Origin of the sequence: Pyramidobacter sp. C12-8, from assembly GCF_002007215.1 — a bacterium.
Classification (GTDB): domain Bacteria; phylum Synergistota; class Synergistia; order Synergistales; family Dethiosulfovibrionaceae; genus Pyramidobacter.
On the sequence record NZ_MUHX01000006.1, the window covers coordinates 44,908 to 59,060 of the forward strand.

The window sequence follows — 14,153 nt, forward strand, 5'->3', positions numbered from 1 at the left end:
GGCGCGGCTCGGGCGGGAAAAGCGGTGAAAGAATGAACATCGACTCGAATTCCCTCAAGTACGACGAGCGCGCCATTTTCGCGCTGCGCTCGCTTTACTCGAAATACGGCTACTCCTATTACAAAATGAGCAAGTTCGAGGAGTACGATCTGTACGTGCGCAACAAGGATTTCCTCGTCAGCGACAGCGTCATCACCTTTACAGACACGAACGGGCGCCTGATGGCCCTCAAACCCGACGTGACGCTCTCCATCATCCGCCACATCAAAGACGAGCCCGGCGTCGTCCAGAAACTCTTCTACAACGAGAACGTCTACCGCGTCTCGCAGAAGACCCGCACGTTCAAAGAGATCATGCAGGTCGGTCTGGAGTGCGTGGGCGCCATCGACGCGTACTGTATCGGCGAAGTGCTGATGCTCGCCGCCGAAAGTCTGCGCTGCATCTCGCCGCGCTGCGTGCTCGATGTCGCTCATCTTGGCATCATCGCCGCCATCATCGACGACTTCTCCTTTTCCGAAAGCGTCCGCCGCGCCGTCCTCAAGTGCATCAACGAAAAAAACGTGCACGAGCTGAGCCTGATCTGCGCTCAGTCCGGCGTCGAGGAGAACAAGGCCGCCGCCCTCCGCCGGCTGGTGTCGCTCTGCGACCGTCCGGCCGCGGCCATGCCGAAGCTGCGCGCCCTGCTGAGCCGTTCCGGCAGCGCGCGGCTTGCCGAACAGCTGGACGAGCTGGAACGCATCGTCGTACAGTTCAAAGGGACTGACCTCGAGGACATGCTGCGCGTGGACTTCTCCGTCGCCAACGACCTCAATTACTACAACGGCATCGTCTTCCGCGGCTTCGTCGAAGGCGTGCCGACGGGCGTCCTTTCCGGCGGCCAGTACGATCGACTCATGCGCAAGATGAAGCACCAGTCGGGCGCCATCGGTTTCGCCATTTATCTGGACCTGCTCGAACGGCTCGACCACGCCGAACGCGCCTACGACGTGGACACGCTCCTTCTCTACGACCGCCGCGACGATCCCCGCGCGCTGCGCGCCGCCGCGGCCAAGCTGACGTCCGGCGGACACAGCGTCATGGCCCAAAAGGAACTGCCCGAGGGCATCAAGTTCAGGCAGCTGATGAGACTTGACGGAAACGAGGCGAAGCTCCTTGAACATGCTTAACGTGGCACTGCCCAAGGGACGCCTGGGCGAGCGGGTCTACGCCATGTTCGCGCGGGCCGGACTGGAATGCGGCGGCGTGCTCGAGCCGGGGCGCCGTCTGATTTTCGAAAACCCGCACAAGGGCGTGCGCTATTTCTGGGTCAAGCCCTCCGATGTCGCCATTTACGTCGAGCGGGGAGCAGCCGACCTCGGCGCGGCAGGCAAGGACATCCTGCTCGAACACGAGCCCGACGTTTACGAGCTGCTCGACCTCCATACCGGCGTCTGCCGCATGGCCGTCGCCGCGCGGGCAGACTTCCGCGACAACCCCGACCGCACGCTGCGCGTCGCCAGCAAGTTCGTGCACATCGCCCAGAACTATTACGCCGCCAAAGGGCGCGACATCGACATCATCCGCATCAACGGTTCGGTGGAGCTGGCGCCGATCCTCGGCCTTTCCGACGTGATCGTCGACATCGTCGAAACGGGCACGACGCTGAAGGAAAACCATCTGCGCGTGCTCGACACGGTCGTCTCCATCAGCGCGCGGCTTATCGCCAACAAGGCGAGCTTCAAATTCAAAAACGGACAGATCTTGGAGATCATGCGGGCCATGACCGCCATGACGGAGGCAGAACAATGATCAGAATATTGAAATGCGGCGAGGTCGCCGACGGGGATATCCTCGCGCGCGCCATCCCGACGGCGGACGTCGAGGGCGTCGTGGCGGAGATCATCGCCGACGTGCGGAAAAACGGCGACGCGGCGCTGAAAAAATACGCCGAGAAATTCGACGGCGCCAGGCTCGAGACGCTGGCGGTGACGCCGGCGGAGATCGAGGCCGCCATGGCGCAGGTCGCGCCGGAGTTCATCGGCATCCTCGAGAAGGCGGCGGGGAACGTCCGCGCCTTTCATTCGCGCCAAGTCAGGAACGGCTTCATCATCAACGACGAGCCAGGCGTCGTCATCGGCCAGAAGGTCATCCCCATGGATCGCGCCGGCATTTACGTGCCCGGCGGCACGGCCGCCTACCCTTCGACGGTGCTGATGGATCTCATTCCCGCCAAGATCGCCGGCGTGCGCGAGATCATCATGACGACGCCGCCGCGCCGGGACGGTTCGGTCGATCCCGCTATCCTCGCCGCCGCTCGCGTCGCCGGAGCCGACCGGATCTTCAAGAGCGGCGGCGCTCAGGCCATCGCCGCTTTGGCTTACGGAACGGAAAGCGTGCCGCGCGTGGACAAGATCGTCGGCCCCGGCAACGCGTTCGTCGCCGAGGCGAAGAAACAGGTCTTCGGCGCCGTCTCCATCGACATGATCGCCGGCCCCAGCGAGATCCTCGTCATCGCCGACGGCCGGACCAATCCGCGTTGGTGCGCCGCCGATCTGCTCTCGCAGGCCGAGCACGACACAATGGCCAGCGCCGTGCTGATCACGGATTCCATGGCGCTGGCCCGGGCCGTCCAGGCCGAGATCGAGCGCCAGCTCCCCGAACTGGAGCGGAGCGAGATCGCCCGCGCCGCCATCGAGAACAACGGCAAGATCATCGTCGCCGACACGCTGACGAAAGCCGTCGAGATCGCCAACACGATCGCGCCGGAACACCTGGAGCTGTGCGTCGACGCTCCGTTCGACTATCTTGACGGCATCCGTCACGCCGGTTCGGTGTTTCTCGGCCGCCACTGTCCCGAGGCGCTGGGCGATTATTTCGCCGGCCCCAACCACACCCTGCCCACCGGCGGCACGGCGCGTTTTTCAAGCCCGCTGTCGGTGGACGACTTCGTGAAGAAATCGCAGTACATCTATTACACGCGCGACGCTTTGTGCAAAGCGGCGCCGGACGTTGCCGGCTTCGCGCGCCAGGAGGGGCTGACGGGACACGCCCGCAGCGTCCTGAGCCGAACGGAGGAAAATCGATGAGCCGCTTTTTCAGCAGCAAATACGCCGGGCTGGTCCCCTATGTACCGGGCGAACAGCCGCGCAGCCAGGAGTTCATCAAACTGAACACGAACGAATCGCCTTTCCCCCCCTCCTCGCGGGCCATCCGCGCCGCCGCGGAGGCCGCGCGCCGGCTGAACCTCTACTCCGACCCCGAGTGCCGCGCCCTGAACGCGAAACTGGCCGAGGTCTACCATCTCGCGCCCGAGGAGATCCTGTGCACCAACGGTTCCGACGAGATCCTCAACTTCGCCTTCATGGCCTTCTGCGACGCAGAGCACCCCGCCGCCTTTCCCAACGTCACCTACGGCTTTTACAAGGTCTTCGCGGCGCTGAACGGCGTGCCGTACGAAGAGGTCCCGCTGCGCGAAGACTTTTCCGCGAACGTGAACGACTACGTCGGCCTGAACAAGACCATCTTCATCGCCAATCCCAACGCCCCCACGGGGCTGGCCCTGCCGCTCGCCGACGTCGAACGCCTCGTCAGGGGCAATCCCGGCAGCGTCGTCGTCGTCGACGAGGCCTACGTCGACTTCGGCGGCGAAAGCGCGCTGCCGCTGATCCACAAGTACGACAATCTGCTCGTGACCATGACGTTTTCCAAGTCGCGCTCCATGGCCGGAGCCCGCCTCGGCTTCGGCGCCGCGTGCAAGGAGCTGATCGCCGACCTGAACGCGATCAAATACGCCACCAATCCCTACAACGTCAACGGCATGACCATGGCCGCCGGCATCGGCGCGCTGGAAGACGAGGAATACACGCGCGCCAACTGCCACGCCGTCATGGAGACGCGCGAGGACGTCACCGCCGCGCTGCGCGAAATGGGCTTTGAACTCGGAGACTCGAAGGCCAATTTCGTGTTTCCCCGCCATCCCAAAATCGACGGTCACAAGCTCTACGAGGAACTGCGCGCCCGCGGCATCCTCGTGCGCCATTTCGACACGCCGCTGCTGGCCCGGCACAACCGCATCACCATCGGCAGCCGCGAGCAGATGAACCGCCTGCTGGACACGCTTGGAACTATTTTGGAGGAATGCTGAATGCGTCATGCCGAAATCATCCGCCAGACCGCCGAGACCGACATCGCCCTGAGGCTGGAACTTGACGGCACGGGACAAAGCGAGATCGACAGCGGCGTGGGCTTTCTGGACCACATGCTGACGCTGCTGGCGCAGCACGGCCGTTTCGATCTGAAGCTGACCTGCCGCGGCGACACGAGCGTGGACGACCATCACAGCGTCGAAGACATCGGCATCTGTCTCGGCCGAGCCTTCGCGCAGGCGCTTGGCGAAAAGCGCGGCATCTCGCGCTACGGTTTCTGCGCCCTGCCCATGGACGAGGCTCTGGTCCTCGCCGCCGTGGATTTCTCCGGACGCGCGTGCCTCGGTTACGACCTGCCGGTCCCCGCGCAAAAGGTGGGCTCCTTCGACACCGAGCTGGTGCAGGAATTCTGGCAGGCTTTCGCGCGCTGCGCCGGCTGCTCCCTGCATCTGCGCCGGCTGGCCGGCGGCAACTCGCATCACATCATCGAGGGCGCGTTCAAGGCGGCAGCCCGCAGTCTGCGTCAGGCCGTGGCCATCGAGGCCGATTGCGCCGACGAGATCCCGTCCACCAAGGGGGTGCTCTGAAGTGATCGCCATCGTCGATTACGGCGTGGGCAACCTCTTTTCGCTGCGCAGCTCGTTCGCGGCCCTCGGCGCGGCGGTGACCGTCACGGCCGACGCGGCTGAACTGCGCCGTGCGGAGAAGATCATCCTGCCCGGCGTCGGCGCCTTCGGCGACGCGGCCGACAAATTGCGCGCCTCGGGGCTCGACCGTCCTCTGCTGGACGAGGCCGCGTCCGGCAAGCCGCTTCTGGGCATCTGCCTGGGCATGCAGCTGCTGTTCGACACAGGTTTCGAGTACGGCGAACACGCCGGGCTCGGCCTGATTCCCGGCGAAGTACGCGCCATCGCCGAAGCGGTCCCGCCGGGACTGAAGATCCCCCACATCGGCTGGAACGCGCTGAGGTTCAGAAAACCGACGCCGCTGTTCAAGTACGTCACGGAAGGCGACTGCGTCTACTTCGTACACTCGTTCGCCGCGCGAGGCTGCGACGATTACGTCACGGCCGAGACCGAATACGGCGCCTGGCTGACGGCGGCGGTCGCGCGGGACAACGTGTTCGGCTGCCAATTCCACCCCGAAAAGAGCGGTTCCGTCGGCCTCGGCATCCTGCGCGCTTTCTGCGAGCTGGGGGGCCCCTCATGCTGATCTATCCGGCCATCGACCTTTACGCCGGCAAAGCGGTGCGGCTGCAGCGCGGCGATTATGCGCAGATGACCGTCTACAGCGACCGTCCCGAAACCGTCGCCGCCGACTTCGCCGCCCAGGGGGCGAGACAGATCCATCTGGTCGACCTCGAAGGCGCCCGAAGCGGCGGCACGCCCAACCTCGAGACGATCGTCGCCGTCAAAAACAGTTCCGGCCTCTTCTGTCAGGTGGGCGGCGGCATCCGCAGCATGGACGCGATCGCCGCGTATCTGGATGCCGGCGTCGATCGCGTCATCCTCGGCACGGCCGCGGCGACCCAGGCGCATTTCGCGGCCCGGGCCGTCGCACGATACGGCGTGCGCATCGCCGTGGGCGTGGACATCAAAGACGGCTTCGCAGCCGTCAAAGGTTGGACGGAAAAATCGCCGCTGAAAGCGTTCGAGTTCTGCCGGCGCATGCAGTCCGACGGCGTTGCCACGCTGGTCTGCACCGACATCTCCCGGGACGGCATGATGCAGGGGACGAACGTGGCGCTGTACAAAACTCTTTCGACCGAACTGAAAATGCGGATCATCGCCTCCGGCGGCGTCTCGTCGCTGGACGACGTCAAGCGACTGACCGCGCTGGGACTGTACGGCGCGATCATCGGCAAGGCCTATTACACGAAAGCGATTTCCATCGCGGCAGCGATCGAGGTGGCCCAATGATTACCAAACGGATCATCCCTTGTCTCGACGTCAAGGACGGGCGCGTCGTCAAGGGCGTCAACTTTGCGGGACTTCACGACGTGTCGTCGCCGCCCGATCTGGCGCAGTTCTACAGTTCCTGCGGCGCCGACGAGTTGGTGTTTTACGACATCACCGCGTCGTCGGACGGGCGCAGGCTTTTCACGGAAATCCTGCGCGAGACGGCGCGCCGCGTTTTCATCCCGCTCACCGTCGGCGGCGGCATCAGCGCCGTGGCTGACTTCGAACGCGCGCTCTCCTGCGGCGCCGACAAAGTCAGCGTCAACAGCGGCGCCATCGCGCGCCCGCAATTGATCCGCGAAGCGGCGGCATTGTACGGCGACCAGTGCGTCGTTCTCTCCGTCGACGTCAAACGCGTGGACGGCGCTTTTCACGTGTTCGCCCGCGGCGGGCGCGACGATACCGGCATGGACGCCGTCGCATGGATCGAGCGCTGCGTCGGCGACGGCGCCGGCGAAGTGGTGGTCAACTCAATCGACACCGACGGCGTGAAAAAAGGATTCGATCTGGAACTGCTCGCCGCCGTCTGCGAAGCCGTATCGGTGCCCGTGATCGCTTCCGGCGGCGCCGGCAGCATCGGCGATTTCATCACGCTGTTCAAAACGCTGCCCAAGGTCGACGCCGGGCTGGCGGCGTCCATCTTTCATTTCGGCGAGGTGAAGATCGCCGACCTCAAGGCGGAAATGGCCCGAAACCGCATTCCCGTCAGGCTTTGACTGAGAAAAGGACGATTGCATGATTTCCATCGACGAACTGAAATTCGACGAAAAAGGGCTGATCCCCGCGATCGTGGCCGATGCGGCCACAAAGCGCGTGCTCACGCTGGCCTACATGAACCGCGAGAGCCTGGCGATCAGCATGGCCAAGGGACTGACCTGTTTCTGGAGCCGTTCGCGCCGGCGCCTGTGGCTCAAAGGCGAGAGCAGCGGCAACTACCAGCACATCGTCTCCATCACGGCCGACTGCGACAAGGACGCGCTGCTCGTCATGGTCGATCCCGACGGGCCGGCCTGCCACCTCGGCACGGCTTCGTGCTTCTCCAACCCCCTCTGGCAAAGCGAGAGCCGCGGCGAATTCTCGCTGGAAGAGCTGATGCGGCTCATTGCCTCCCGCAAAACCGAGAAGAAGGAAAATTCCTACACCACGTATCTGTTCGAGAAGGGGCTCGACAAGATCCTCAAGAAAGTCGGCGAGGAATCTGCCGAGGTGATCATTGCCGCCAAAGCGGAGGACAGGAAAGAGACCGTCTACGAGATCGCCGACCTCGCCTATCACGTGCTGGTGCTCATGATCCAGGCCGGGATCTCGCTCGACGACGTCATGCACGAGCTTGCCTCGCGGCATGTCATCGACCGCAAGGTGAAGCAGGAGAAAATGACCTCATGATCCGCGAGGACTTTCACGTCCATACGACGTTCTGCGACGGCGAAGACCGCGCCGAGGCCGTCGTTCAGGCCGCCATCGCCATGGGCATGACGCGGCTGGGCTTCTCCGGGCACAGCCACACGCCCTGCGACGAATCGTACTGCATGTCCGTGGCAGGGACCGCCGCCTACACGAGCGAGATCGCGGCGCTGCGCGAAAAGTACCGGCAGCGGTTGGTCATCTGCTGCGGCATCGAACAGGATTACTTCGCCGATCTGCCCGCCGACGGCTACGACTACGTCATCGGCTCGGTGCATTATCTGAAGATCGGCGGCGACTATGTGCCCGTCGACGAGAGTCCCGAAATTTTTCAGCAGGCCGCCCAAAAATATTTCGGCGGCGACTTTTACGCGATGGCCGAACTGTACTATCGGCAGGAGGCCGACGTGGTCAGCCGCACTCACGCCGATCTGATCGGCCATTTCGACCTGATCGGCAAGTTCAACGAGGGCGGAAGATTTTTCGACGAAAGTCATCCGCGCTACGTCCGCGCCGCCACCGAAGCCCTCGACGCCCTGCTGGAAACGGGGCGTCCTTTCGAGATCAACAGCGGCGCCGTCTCCCGCGGCTGGCGCACGACGCCCTATCCGTCGCCGCCGCTGCTGAAACGCATCGCCGCCAAAGGCGGCCGCGTCGTCCTGTCCAGCGACAGTCACCGCGCCGCCACGCTGTGCTGCAAGTTCGACGAGTGCGAACGGCTCTGCGCATCCTTGGGGCTGAAACCGGAGCGCTTCCGTCTTCGGCGGTGAACAGAAAAAAATCGGCATCGGCCGGAAACGGCCTCTGGGCGCTCCATGCGCAAACGCCGGCGGTCGTCTGACCGCCGGCGTTTTTCGTGGGACACTGTTCCACGTGGAACAGTGTCGTTCATCGAACGTCCTTTATTCTTTCCGCCGCTTCCCGCCGAAGCGAAGGCGCTTTTGTTCCATTCCGCTTTTGGCAGCGCGGACAAAACACGCTGGAACGGCCGCCGACGACGGCGCGCCGCAACGCCGCGCCGCAGACGGGGCAGGGGTCGCCGTCGTGTCCGTAAACTTTCAGCAGCGGCGTGTTGCGATATTCCTTGCCGCGTCCGCGCAGAAACTCCTCCGCCGAAACGGCGATCCGCTCCACGTGAAAGCGCATCACCTCGCGGACCGCCCGCGTCAGGCGTTCCCATTCGGGACGGCTCAGCGAACACGCGGCGCGCGTCGGCCGGATCCGCGCGGCGAAAAGGATTTCGTCGCTGTAAATGTTGCCGATGCCGGCGACGACGCTCTGATCGAGCAGGCAGGTCTTGACGGCGCGGCGAGAGGCGCCCAGCCGCTCTTTCAGCCAGACGGGCGTCAACGCGGCGTCGAAGGGTTCCAGGCCGAGACCGTTCATGCCGGTGCAGTCCTTCTCGCCCTTTCGCAGCAGCCAGAAACGGCCGAAACGGCGCATGTCGGCAAAGCGCAGCTGCAGATGTCCGCTCAGCGAAAAAATGGCATGCGTATGCTTCTCCGCGGGAAATTCCGGCGGCACGACCAGCAGCTGCCCCGTCATGCGCAGGTGCAACACCATCTCGGCGCCGTCGTCGAGGAAGAAGCGCAGGAATTTGCCGCGCCGTCCCATCCCCGTCACCGCACGTCCCGTCACGAGGCTGACGAAATCGTCCGGCGCCGGATGGGCGATCACCTCGCGCCGGTCCAGCGTTACTCTTTCGATGCGGCGTCCGCAGATTTGCGGCGCCGTCACGTTCTTTACCGTTTCGACCTCCGGCAGTTCAGGCACAGTCAATCCTCCCGTCCTTCCCGCTCCGGGTTTTCCAGGGCCGCCGCGAGAACGCGCCTGCGCCCTGTTCGTCCCGTTCGAGAAATCGCTGAGATTTTAACACAGATTTGATTTACAATCACTCATGCAAGTGTTTATAATACAGGTGGAAGATAATATCAATGCCGCACTTCAGGGCTCGGAGGAGGGAACAGACATGAACTTCAAATACAACAAAGCGATCTGCCAGAACCTGCGCGAATCGCTGCGCCTGGAGTGGCTGGAAACCAACGGTCTGGGAGATTACGCCTCCAGCTCCATCGTTTCGTGCAACACGCGCCGTTATCACGGACTTTTCGTCGCCAATCTCGACCGCCCGGCGGGACGTCACGTGCTGCTGTCGGCGCTGGAAGAATCGCTGCTGCTTGGCGGGCACGAGTTTTTCTTCTCCTGCCGCCAGCATCCCGGCAACTTCTTCCCCAAGGGGCACGAATATCTGCGCGAGGCCGAGATCGGCGCCTGGCCGCTGTTTCGCTACCGCATCGGCGATGCCGTGCTGACGCGCGAGATCGTCATGCCGCACGGCGAACACCGCGTGCTGATCCGCTATTCGCTGGAAGGCGGCGCCGCGCTGGCGAAGCTGAGAATCAAGCTGCTGCTCGCCTACCGGAATTTTCACGCGCTCACGCACGCCAACATGAATCTGCACGTGCGCACCTGGCCGGAGACCGCGGGCTTCAAGGTTGAACCTTACGACGGGATGCCGCCGCTGTTCATGCAGACCGACGGCCGTTTCACGTTTTTGCCGTCGCCCGATTGGTACTACAACGCCGAATACCTGATCGAGCGCGAGCGCGGCTTCCCTTACGCGGAAGACCTGTTCCAGCCCGGCCTGTTCGAAATCGAGCTTTCGCCGCAGCGTCCCGTGATCCTCAGCGCGGCGCTGCAGCCGACCGGCAAAGCCGGACGGCTGGCGCGGCTCTGGAACGATGAAACGCGGCGCCGCCTCAGCCGCGGCGAGGACAGGAGCCTGACCGCCCATCTCGAGCGGGAGGGCGAAAAATTCCTCATCGACAGCCCGCGCAACGGAAAAACCGTGATCGCCGGCTATCCATGGTTCGACGCCTGGGGGCGCGACACTTTCATCGCTCTGCCGGGGCTGACGTTCTGCGCCGGACGCAGCCAGGAGGGCGTGGACATTCTTGCGGGCGCGGGAGGAGCCATAAAGGACGGTCTGATCCCCAACTGTTACGGCGCCGACGGCGTCCATCACAGTTACAATTCCGCCGACGCCTCGCTCTGGTACGTCTGGGCCGTCCAACAGATGGCCGAGCAGGCCGCCAATGGGCTGCAGCTCGTCAAAAAGCTGTGCTGGCAGCCCATCAAAGAGATCATTGCCGCGTACGCGGACGGACGCGCTCCCCACACGCACATGGATGAAGCGGGACTGCTCCATGTCGGCGCCCCCGACACCCAGCTCACCTGGATGGACGCGTCGGTCGGCGGGCGGCCGGTGACGCCGCGCTGGGGCTGCCCGGTGGAGATCAACGCGCTGTGGTACAACGCCCTCGTTTTTGCCGGCAAGACCGCCGCCGCCCTGGGCGAAACGCCGCCGTGGGACAAAAAGCGTCTTGCGGCGCTGAAAAAGGAATTCCAGCGCCGCTTCTGGAGCGAGGAGCGCGGCTACCTGGCCGACGTGTGGCGCGCGGACGGCGCCGATTGGAGCTTCCGTCCCAACCAGCTTTTTGCCGCCTCGCTGCCCGAACCGGTGCTCGACCGGCCGCTGGCGGCGGAGATGCTGGGGCGGGTACGCACGCTGCTGCTCACGCCGTATGGACTGCGCACCCTGTCGCCCGCCGACGCCAACTACCGATCGCTTTATGAAGGGTCGCCGGAGGAACGCGATTCCGCCTACCATCAGGGCACCGTCTGGCCGTGGCTGCTGGGAGCCTACGGCGATACCCTGCTCTTCGCTTTATGGGATCGGCCGGCGGCCGCCCGGCATCTGCTGGGGACGATCACGCCGCTGTGCACCGCCCATCTGCGCGAGTACGGCGTCGGTTCAGTGGCCGAAATTTTCGACGCCGCGCCGCCGTATCGCCCCAACGGCGCCGTCGCCCAGGCCTGGAGCGTGGCGGAACTGCTGCGCGTCCTGAAAAAGATGCAGCGCGCCGCTCCGGGCGTGTATCGTCGCTGGGAGACGAACCTGCGAGAGGAGGCGAGGTAAATGCGCGTGCTCATGCTTGGCTGGGAATTTCCGCCCGACAAGAGCGGAGGCCTTGGCACCGCCTGTTACGGCATCACGCAGGCGCTGCTGCGGAAAGGCACCGACGTGCTTTTCGTCATGCCGCAGACTCGCCTGACCGAGCACCCCGAGTCGCACGTCAAACTGCGTTCCGCCTCGGGAACCCTGATCCCCGTCGTCTCGCGGAGCGAACCGGAAGCGGGGGGCGCCACGGCCGCACCGGACAGCCATTCTCAAAACGCTGCAAGGCCGCGGCAAAACTGCGGCATCGCGGAGCTTCAGCAGTTTGCCGCGCGGATGGTCGTGCGCGGCATCAGGTCGAGCCTTCGTCCCTACGACAGCGCGGCAAGTTACGAACAACGACTCGCCCGGCACGGCAAAGGCCGCCGAACCTCAAGCGCCGCCGGCGGGAAAAATGAGATCTTCCGCCGCCTCGGGCTGCCGCAGCTTGGCGGGAGCGTTTGGCCCGCCGACGCCGCAGCGGCGGCTTCACAGCCGCAGGACGCGGCCGTCCGCTGGAAGCCGGTCGAAATCCACGGCGGCTACGGGCAGGACCTGATGTCCGAAGTGTACCGCTACAGTCTCGCGGCCGCGCAGATCGCGCGCGAAGAAAAATTCGACGTGATCCACGTGCACGACTGGATGACTTACCCGGCGGGGATCCTCATCAAGCAGATCACCGGCAAGCCGCTGATCACTCACATCCACGCGCTGGAGCACGACCGCAGCGGCGAAAACGTCAATCCCGAGATCGCCCACATCGAGTGGGCCGGCATGACCGCCGCCGATCGTGTGGTCGCCGTAAGCTATTACACCAAGAACAAAGTGATGCGCCTTTACCGGATCCCCGACGAAAAAATCGACGTCGTCCACAACGCCGTCAACCGCAACGAATCGCAGTTGGGCTGGCGAAGCATCCCGCCGCACCGGGAGAAGCGCGTGCTCTTCATGGGCCGCATCACCTATCAGAAAGGGCCCGACTACTTCGTCGAAGCCGCGCGGCTCGTGCACGAGCGCATGCCCGACGTGCACTTCGTCATGGCCGGCAGCGGCGACATGTTCCACCGCATGGTGCGCCGCATCGCCCAGCTGGGGATGGGGACCGCATTCCACTTTCCCGGCTTCCAGTCCGGCGTGAACGTGGAACGGATGTATGCCAGCTGCGACCTCTACGTCATGCCCAGCGTCTCCGAACCTTTCGGCATCGCCCCGCTGGAGGCCATGATCTGCGACACGCCGGTGATCCTTTCGCGTCAGTCCGGCGTCGCCGAAGTGGTGCGCAACGCGCTGAAGGTGGACTTTTGGGACGTTCAGGAAATGGCCAACAAAATCTGCGCCGTGCTTGCCTACCCGAAACTGGCCGAAGCGATGGTGAAGAACAGCCGCGAGGATCTGCGCCGCATCCGCTGGTCTGCCGCCGCCGATCGCCTGAACGCAATGTATCGTGACTGCATCCGGAGGAGTTGAGCGCTATGCCATCGATCTGTTTCTATTTCCAGGTTCATCAGCCGTACCGGCTGCGACACTACAGCTTCTTCGACATCGGGCAGGATCATTTCTACGAGGACGCCGAAGCCAACCGCACGATCCTCGACAAGGTGGCGCAGAAATGTTATCTGCCCATGAACGAACTGCTGCTGAAAATGATCCGCCGCTGGGAAGGGCGCTTCCGCGTCGCGTTTTCGCTCTCCGGCGTGGCCATGGATCAGTTCGAGGAGTACCAGCCGGAGATTCTCGACAGCTTCCGCGCTCTTGTCGACACGGGCTGCGTCGAACTGATCTCGGAGACCTACGCCCACTCTCTGGCCGCGCTGTACGACGCCGACGAGTTCCGCGCGCAGGTCGCGCTGCACGACGAGCTGATCAAAAAGCACTTCGGCGTGACGCCGCGCGTGTTCCGCAACACCGAGCTGATCTACCGCAACGACATCGCGCGCATGGTCGAGGACATGGGCTACGAGGCGATCCTCACCGAAGGCGCCGACCACATCCTCGGCTGGCGCAGTCCCAACTACATGTACCAGCCGTCAAGCTGCACGAAGCTGAAGCTGCTGCTCAAGAACTACCGGCTGTCCGACGACATCGCCTTCCGCTTCTCCAACCGCGGCTGGGACCAGTGGCCGCTCACCGCCGAAAAGTTCGCGGACTGGGCGCACGCCGTCAACGGAGCCGGCGAGCTGATCAATCTCTTCATGGACTACGAGACGTTCGGCGAACACCAATGGGCCGAAACGGGCATCTTCGACTTCATGGAGGCGCTGCCGGCAGCCGTTTTCGCCGATCCAAACTTCGATTTCGTCACGCCCTCGCAGGCGGCCGAGCGTTACTCGCCCATCGCCCGCATCGACGTGCCCAACGCCATCTCCTGGGCCGACGTGGAACGCGACCTCACCGCCTGGATCGGCAACGACATGGAGCGCGACGCCATCGAGACCGTTTACTCGCTCAAGGAAAAAGTCCTGGCCGACGGCGGCGAAGGCATCGTGCGCACCTGGCGGCGGCTGCAGACGTCGGACCATTTCTACTACATGTGCACCAAATGGTTCTCCGACGGCGACGTGCACAAGTATTTCAATCCCTACGGCACGCCCTACGACGCCTACATCAATTACATGAACGTGCTGTCCGACTTCAAAATGACGCTGGACAGCTAAAAATCACGAGAGATCC

Annotated in this window: 14 protein-coding genes; 13 read left to right on the forward strand and 1 reads right to left on the reverse strand. The window is 63.9% G+C overall.

Features of this window, described 5'->3' with window-relative positions:
- Window positions 1-32: 32 nt before the first annotated feature.
- Genes B0D78_RS03535 through B0D78_RS03580 form a run of 10 tightly spaced genes read left to right on the forward strand, consistent with a single transcriptional unit; the run spans window position 33 to window position 8,256 of the window.
- The gene (locus tag B0D78_RS03535; RefSeq protein WP_078015608.1) at window positions 33-1,166 is read left to right on the forward strand and encodes an ATP phosphoribosyltransferase regulatory subunit; all 1,134 of its coding nucleotides are present in this window, start codon (window positions 33-35) and stop codon (window positions 1,164-1,166) included.
- Window positions 1,159-1,788: an ATP phosphoribosyltransferase gene (hisG, locus tag B0D78_RS03540; protein WP_078015609.1), complete on the forward strand. Its 630-nt coding sequence runs from the start codon at window positions 1,159-1,161 to the stop codon at window positions 1,786-1,788. Before B0D78_RS03535 ends, hisG begins: the two co-directional genes overlap by 8 nt.
- The gene (gene hisD, locus B0D78_RS03545) at window positions 1,785-3,065 is read left to right on the forward strand and encodes a histidinol dehydrogenase (protein WP_078015610.1); all 1,281 of its coding nucleotides are present in this window, start codon (window positions 1,785-1,787) and stop codon (window positions 3,063-3,065) included. Before hisG ends, hisD begins: the two co-directional genes overlap by 4 nt.
- Window positions 3,062-4,123 (forward strand): histidinol-phosphate transaminase, encoded by a 1,062-nt coding sequence (gene hisC / locus B0D78_RS03550; RefSeq protein WP_078015611.1) that lies wholly within the window; start codon window positions 3,062-3,064, stop codon window positions 4,121-4,123. Before hisD ends, hisC begins: the two co-directional genes overlap by 4 nt.
- The gene (gene hisB, locus B0D78_RS03555) at window positions 4,124-4,711 is read left to right on the forward strand and encodes an imidazoleglycerol-phosphate dehydratase HisB (RefSeq protein WP_078015612.1); all 588 of its coding nucleotides are present in this window, start codon (window positions 4,124-4,126) and stop codon (window positions 4,709-4,711) included.
- 1 nt (window position 4,712) lies between these two features.
- On the forward strand, window positions 4,713-5,336 hold the full coding sequence (gene hisH / locus B0D78_RS03560; RefSeq protein WP_078015613.1) for an imidazole glycerol phosphate synthase subunit HisH: 624 nt from the start codon (window positions 4,713-4,715) through the stop codon (window positions 5,334-5,336).
- Entirely contained in the window at window positions 5,330-6,043 is a 714-nt protein-coding gene (gene hisA, locus B0D78_RS03565; protein ID WP_078015614.1) for a 1-(5-phosphoribosyl)-5-[(5-phosphoribosylamino)methylideneamino]imidazole-4-carboxamide isomerase, read from the forward strand. The genes hisH and hisA overlap by 7 nt, the downstream gene beginning before the upstream one ends.
- The gene (gene hisF, locus B0D78_RS03570) at window positions 6,040-6,798 is read left to right on the forward strand and encodes an imidazole glycerol phosphate synthase subunit HisF (protein ID WP_078015615.1); all 759 of its coding nucleotides are present in this window, start codon (window positions 6,040-6,042) and stop codon (window positions 6,796-6,798) included. Before hisA ends, hisF begins: the two co-directional genes overlap by 4 nt.
- A gap of 19 nt (window positions 6,799-6,817) precedes the next feature.
- Window positions 6,818-7,468 carry a bifunctional phosphoribosyl-AMP cyclohydrolase/phosphoribosyl-ATP diphosphatase HisIE gene (hisIE, locus tag B0D78_RS03575; protein WP_078015616.1) on the forward strand — a complete coding sequence of 217 codons (651 nt, stop codon included), beginning with the start codon at window positions 6,818-6,820 and terminating at the stop codon, window positions 7,466-7,468.
- Window positions 7,465-8,256, forward strand: coding sequence for a histidinol-phosphatase (locus B0D78_RS03580; RefSeq protein ID WP_078015617.1), 792 nt, complete (start codon window positions 7,465-7,467; stop codon window positions 8,254-8,256). The genes hisIE and B0D78_RS03580 overlap by 4 nt, the downstream gene beginning before the upstream one ends.
- Window positions 8,257-8,374: 118 nt before the next feature.
- On the opposite strand, the gene mutM is transcribed toward B0D78_RS03580, so the two are convergent.
- Window positions 8,375-9,259 (reverse strand): bifunctional DNA-formamidopyrimidine glycosylase/DNA-(apurinic or apyrimidinic site) lyase, encoded by an 885-nt coding sequence (gene mutM, locus B0D78_RS03585; protein WP_078015618.1) that lies wholly within the window; start codon window positions 9,257-9,259, stop codon window positions 8,375-8,377.
- 196 nt (window positions 9,260-9,455) lie between these two features.
- On the opposite strand from mutM, the gene B0D78_RS03590 reads away from it, so the two are divergent.
- From B0D78_RS03590 to B0D78_RS03600, 3 genes are read left to right on the forward strand one after another with little or no spacing between them, the layout of a single operon-like run.
- On the forward strand, window positions 9,456-11,465 hold the full coding sequence (locus B0D78_RS03590) for an amylo-alpha-1,6-glucosidase (RefSeq protein ID WP_078015619.1): 2,010 nt from the start codon (window positions 9,456-9,458) through the stop codon (window positions 11,463-11,465).
- The gene (locus B0D78_RS03595) at window positions 11,466-12,950 is read left to right on the forward strand and encodes a glycosyltransferase family 4 protein (RefSeq protein ID WP_078015620.1); all 1,485 of its coding nucleotides are present in this window, start codon (window positions 11,466-11,468) and stop codon (window positions 12,948-12,950) included.
- Between the two features lie 5 nt (window positions 12,951-12,955).
- On the forward strand, window positions 12,956-14,137 hold the full coding sequence (locus B0D78_RS03600) for a glycoside hydrolase family 57 protein (protein WP_078015621.1): 1,182 nt from the start codon (window positions 12,956-12,958) through the stop codon (window positions 14,135-14,137).
- Window positions 14,138-14,153: the final 16 nt, after the last annotated feature.